Origin of the sequence: Mesorhizobium sp. M7A.F.Ca.US.002.01.1.1 (assembly GCF_004022955.1) — a bacterium.
GTDB classification, from domain to species: domain Bacteria; phylum Pseudomonadota; class Alphaproteobacteria; order Rhizobiales; family Rhizobiaceae; genus Mesorhizobium; species Mesorhizobium ciceri.
Genome location: NZ_RZQE01000506.1, coordinates 1 through 4133, shown reverse-complemented (window position 1 = coordinate 4133; position 4133 = coordinate 1). Strand labels below are relative to the sequence as shown.

The window sequence follows — 4133 nt, the reverse complement described above, 5'->3', positions numbered from 1 at the left end:
CGCTTTGGCCTTGCAGGAGATCGCAGGCATTGCGGCCAGTGCCGGCACAGCCGGCAAGGACAGCCAGCCCGAACAGAACGACGGCGATGAATGCGCGACCCTTCACCCGGCCGCTCCGGTCTTCAGGGCGCTCAATTGCGCCGGATCGCGCGGCGGCATGAAGCCCTGCGGGAAGACCTTGCAGACGGGAATGGCGAAGGTGGCGATCAGCAGTTCGGCCTCGCCGCGCATCTTGCGCGGCGTTGCGTTGTCGTCACGGATCGCTTTCGCCGAGGCGACCAGGGCGCCGTCGCAGTCGCAATGGTTGTGGCGGGCGATGTAGCAGGCATCATGCGTCTGGCAGGCCGCATCGAGGCGGTCGGCCGGCCGGGCCGATAGATCGCCGGTGCGGGTGCCGGGGCCGCAATAATTGCCGAAGACGAAAGGCGAAGGCCGCGCCATGGCGTAGCGGATCGGTTTGGGCAGTTCGGCCTCCGGAACCTTCGTCCACGGATTGGCGCAAGCGGAAACGAAAAGCAGCGGCAGGATGGCAAGAACGGCTCGCATGTCTATCCGCGCCAGCTTTCTGAAAGGTTCCCCACCCGGCGACCTGCCCGTGGCCGGCGACCGCACGCCTGATGCCACACTGGCCGGTTTTGTGGCAAGGAAAAGGCGGCACGGCCAAAGCGTATCGCGTTTGATCGGATTCATGCGATGCGCTTTAGCGTCTTAGTTTATGCATGTCGTTCGCCCAAAACCGAGATCAGTTTTGGGCGACATGCCTCAGACGAACAGGTTCCGCTCCCGCTCCACCATCTTGGTGATGAAGCTGGCGACGATCTGAACGCGGCGCAGCGGCCTGACCGATTCGTGATAGACCAGCCAGTAGGCGCGGCGGATCGGCGCGACTACATCGACCGGCACCAATTCCGGCATCGAGCGGGCGACGAAGGTGTGCAGGATGCCGATGCCGGCGCCCGAGCGCACTGCTTCGGCCTGGCCGAGCGCCGAGGAGATGGCGAAACTGGTGCGCCAGTCCGCGCTGAATTCGGCCGCGTAGTCGAGCGAAGGGCTGACAATGAGATCCGGCACATAGCCGATAAGGGTGTGCTGGCCGAGTTCGGCCGCTGTTTTGGGCAGACCATTGGCATCGACATAAGCGCGCGAGGCAAACAGGCCGAGCGAATAGTCGACCAGCTTTCCCGCCACCAGCCGGCCTTCGGTCGGCCGCTCGACAGTGATGGCGATGTCCGCCTCGCGGCGCGACAGGGAGAAGGAGCGCGGCACCGGCACCAGCTGGATCGTCAGCTCGCGGTGCAGGGCGGTCAGCGCGCCAAGGCGCTTGGCCAGGAAGGCAACGCCAAAACCGTCCGGGGCGCCGATGCGCACCGTGCCGGAAACATCGTCGCCTTCGCCTGATATGGTCGAGCGCGCGGCGATCATGTCGCCCTCCATGCGCTCGGCAATGTCGAGGAAGCGCTCGCCGGCGGGAGTCAGCTCGCTGCCGGTGGTCAGCCGGCGAAACAGCTTTGTCCGCAGCGCATCCTCGAGTGCGGCGATGCGGCGTGAGACGGTGGCGTGGTTGAGCTCCAGCCGTTTGGCGGCGCCAAGGATCTGGCCGGCACGCGCCACGGCAAGGAAGATGCGGACGTCATCCCAGTTCATGGGGATGGTCCAGATGACAATCGCTGACGCCGCGTCCTGTGGTGGGAACTCAATCTCTCAATCCCTGCTGCTATCAGACGGGTCTCCGCATTTGCGAGAATTGATGCTCGTCCGTCAACCGCTATCTACTTTCCGCACAACGGTTGCGTTCTCCGTCGCGTTGCCATCCGCCGGCCAAAGGCGGACAATGCAGCATCACAAACAAGGGAGAGAAATCATGATCGATTATGGTCATTTCATCGGCGGCAAGCATGTCGCCGGGACCAGCGGCCGCAAGCAGGATGTCATGCAGCCGATGGATGGCTCCGTGCGCGGCACGGTGGCGCTGGCATCACAGGCGGAACTGCGCGCTGCGGTGGAGAACGCCAAGGCTGCGCAGCCGAAATGGGCCGCAACCAACCCGCAGCGTCGCGTGCGCGTGCTGATGAAGTTTCTCGAACTGGTCGCCCGCGACTATGACGAACTGGCCGACATCCTGGCGCGCGAGCACGGCAAGACGATCGCCGACGCCAAGGGCGACATCCAGCGCGGCCTCGAAGTGGTCGAAGTCTGCATCGGCGCGCCGCACATGATGAAGGGTGAATTCACCGACGGCGCCGGCCCCGGCATCGACGTCTATTCGATGCGCCAGCCGCTCGGCGTCGTCGCCGGCATCACACCGTTCAACTTCCCGGCAATGATCCCGCTGTGGAAGATCGCGCCGGCCATCGCCTGCGGCAACGCCTTCATCCTGAAGCCTTCGGAGCGCGATCCGGGCGTGCCGATGCGCATCGCCGAACTGTTCCTCGAAGCTGGCCTGCCGGCGGGCATCCTCAATGTCGTCAATGGCGACAAGGACGTGGTCGACGCCATCCTCGACGATCCCGACATCAAGGCCATCGGCTTTGTCGGCTCGACGCCGATCGCCCACTACATCTATTCGCGCGGCACGGCCGCCGGCAAGCGCGTGCAGTGCTTCGGCGGCGCCAAGAACCACATGATCATCATGCCCGATGCCGACATGGACCAGACGGTCGACGCGCTGATCGGCGCCGGCTACGGCTCGGCCGGCGAACGCTGCATGGCGATCTCGGTTGCCGTCCCGGTCGGCAACGACACCGCCAACCGGCTGATGGAAAAGCTGATCCCGCGCGTCGAAAGCCTGAAGGTCGGTCCTTCGACCGACTCTTCCGCCGATTTCGGCCCGCTGGTGACGCGCCAAGCCCTGGAGCGGGTCAAGGGCTATGTCGACACCGGCGTCAAGGAAGGCGCCAAGCTGGTCGTCGACGGCCGCGGCTTCTCCATGCAGGGCTATGAAGACGGCTACTATATGGGCGGCTGCCTGTTCGACAACGTCACCGCGGACATGCGCATCTACAAGGAAGAGATCTTTGGGCCGGTGCTGTCGGTTGTGCGCGCGCCGACCTATGAGAGCGCGATCAAGCTCGCCAACGACCACGAGATGGGCAATGGCGTCGCCATCTTCACCCGTGACGGCGATGCCGCGCGCGATTTCGCAAGCCGTGTCCAGGTCGGCATGGTCGGCATCAATGTGCCGATCCCGGTGCCGATCGCCTACTACACCTTCGGCGGTTGGAAGGCGTCTTCCTTCGGCGACCTCAACCAGCACGGCCCGGACGCGTTCCGTTTCTACACCAAGACCAAGACGGTGACCTCGCGCTGGCCGTCCGGGATCAAGGACGGTGCCGAATTCGTCATCCCGACGATGAACTGACCGGACGATTTCCTGGTTGCGCGTCCTCGCCTTCGGCTGCGGTCGCGCGGGCAGGCATCAAGGACGGTGCCGAATTCGTCATCCCGACGATGAACTGACCGGACAACAGATTGATTTTGAATTTGAGGCCCGGGCGCTCGCGCGCGGGCTTTTTTGCAGTCCGGTGACGACCCTATCTGCGTGAACGCTAATGTGATGGAACCAAGTGGGCATCTGCCGTCTTGGTTTGCAGTCCTGCCGCAAGGAGGTACGGCAGATCAAGCAACGGCGCTGGCGACAGCTTCGGGGACATCGTCTGGCGCAAGGAGGTGTCAGATGACCCGTCTTGTGGCAACGCTATTTTTCGCGGCGGTTTCCGCGTTTGCCGCCGTCCCGGCGATGGCGGAGCAATGCGCAGCCCGTGCGGATATGATCAAAGCGCTCGGGGAAAAATTCCACGAAAGCGAGGCTGCGCGCGGCCTGGTCAACCCGAGCGTCATTCTTGAGATATTCGTCTCCGACCAGGGCACCTGGACGATCCTTGCCACCGACACGCATGGTCAGAGCTGCGTCATCACGGCGGGCGAAGGCTGGGACGGTTCGTTGATGGCGGCGGCTGCCTTGCCAGGGACGTGATCCGAGCTTCGAGGAAGCACCGGCGACGAAAGCGCATCGGATTAAAAGACGCTCAGCGCGTCGCCGCCGTTTCGGCGTGGCCGCGCAGCAGCGCCATCAGACGTTTGGCATCCTTGGCCGCGGCCTCCTCGTCGCCGGCAAGGATCGAGCGGATCAGCGC

4 protein-coding genes and 1 pseudogene are annotated in these 4133 nt (G+C 64.2%); 2 read left to right on the top strand and 3 right to left on the bottom strand.

The window, feature by feature from the left end; genetic code table 11:
- Positions 1–102 precede the first annotated feature (102 nt).
- Together EN932_RS30725 and EN932_RS30720 are read right to left on the bottom strand one after the other, a co-directional pair.
- On the bottom strand, positions 103–546 hold the full coding sequence (locus EN932_RS30725; protein WP_013529084.1) for a hypothetical protein: 444 nt from the start codon (positions 544–546) through the stop codon (positions 103–105).
- 216 nt (positions 547–762) lie between these two features.
- On the bottom strand, positions 763–1644 hold the full coding sequence (locus EN932_RS30720) for a LysR family transcriptional regulator (protein WP_013529085.1): 882 nt from the start codon (positions 1642–1644) through the stop codon (positions 763–765).
- Between the two features lie 217 nt (positions 1645–1861).
- Between EN932_RS30720 and EN932_RS30715 the strand changes: the two genes are divergently transcribed.
- Both EN932_RS30715 and EN932_RS30710 read left to right on the top strand, forming a co-directional pair.
- Positions 1862–3358, top strand: a complete 1497-nt coding sequence (locus tag EN932_RS30715) for a CoA-acylating methylmalonate-semialdehyde dehydrogenase (RefSeq protein ID WP_013529086.1) — start codon at positions 1862–1864, stop codon at positions 3356–3358.
- 315 nt (positions 3359–3673) lie between these two features.
- Positions 3674–3973 carry a hypothetical protein gene (locus EN932_RS30710; RefSeq protein ID WP_024502890.1) on the top strand — a complete coding sequence of 100 codons (300 nt, stop codon included), beginning with the start codon at positions 3674–3676 and terminating at the stop codon, positions 3971–3973.
- 52 nt (positions 3974–4025) lie between these two features.
- Here the strand turns inward: EN932_RS30710 and EN932_RS39800 are convergent.
- Positions 4026–4133 (bottom strand): annotated as a pseudogene (locus EN932_RS39800) (GntR family transcriptional regulator); the annotation flags it as partial.

Coding starts and splice junctions, on each gene's coding strand:
- EN932_RS30725 (WP_013529084.1), bottom strand. CDS start 546: ATGCGAGCCGTTCTTGCCATCCTGCCGCTGCTTTTCGTTTCCGCTTGC.
- EN932_RS30720 (WP_013529085.1), bottom strand. CDS start 1,644: ATGAACTGGGATGACGTCCGCATCTTCCTTGCCGTGGCGCGTGCCGGC.
- EN932_RS30715 (WP_013529086.1), top strand. CDS start 1,862: ATGATCGATTATGGTCATTTCATCGGCGGCAAGCATGTCGCCGGGACC.
- EN932_RS30710 (WP_024502890.1), top strand. CDS start 3,674: ATGACCCGTCTTGTGGCAACGCTATTTTTCGCGGCGGTTTCCGCGTTT.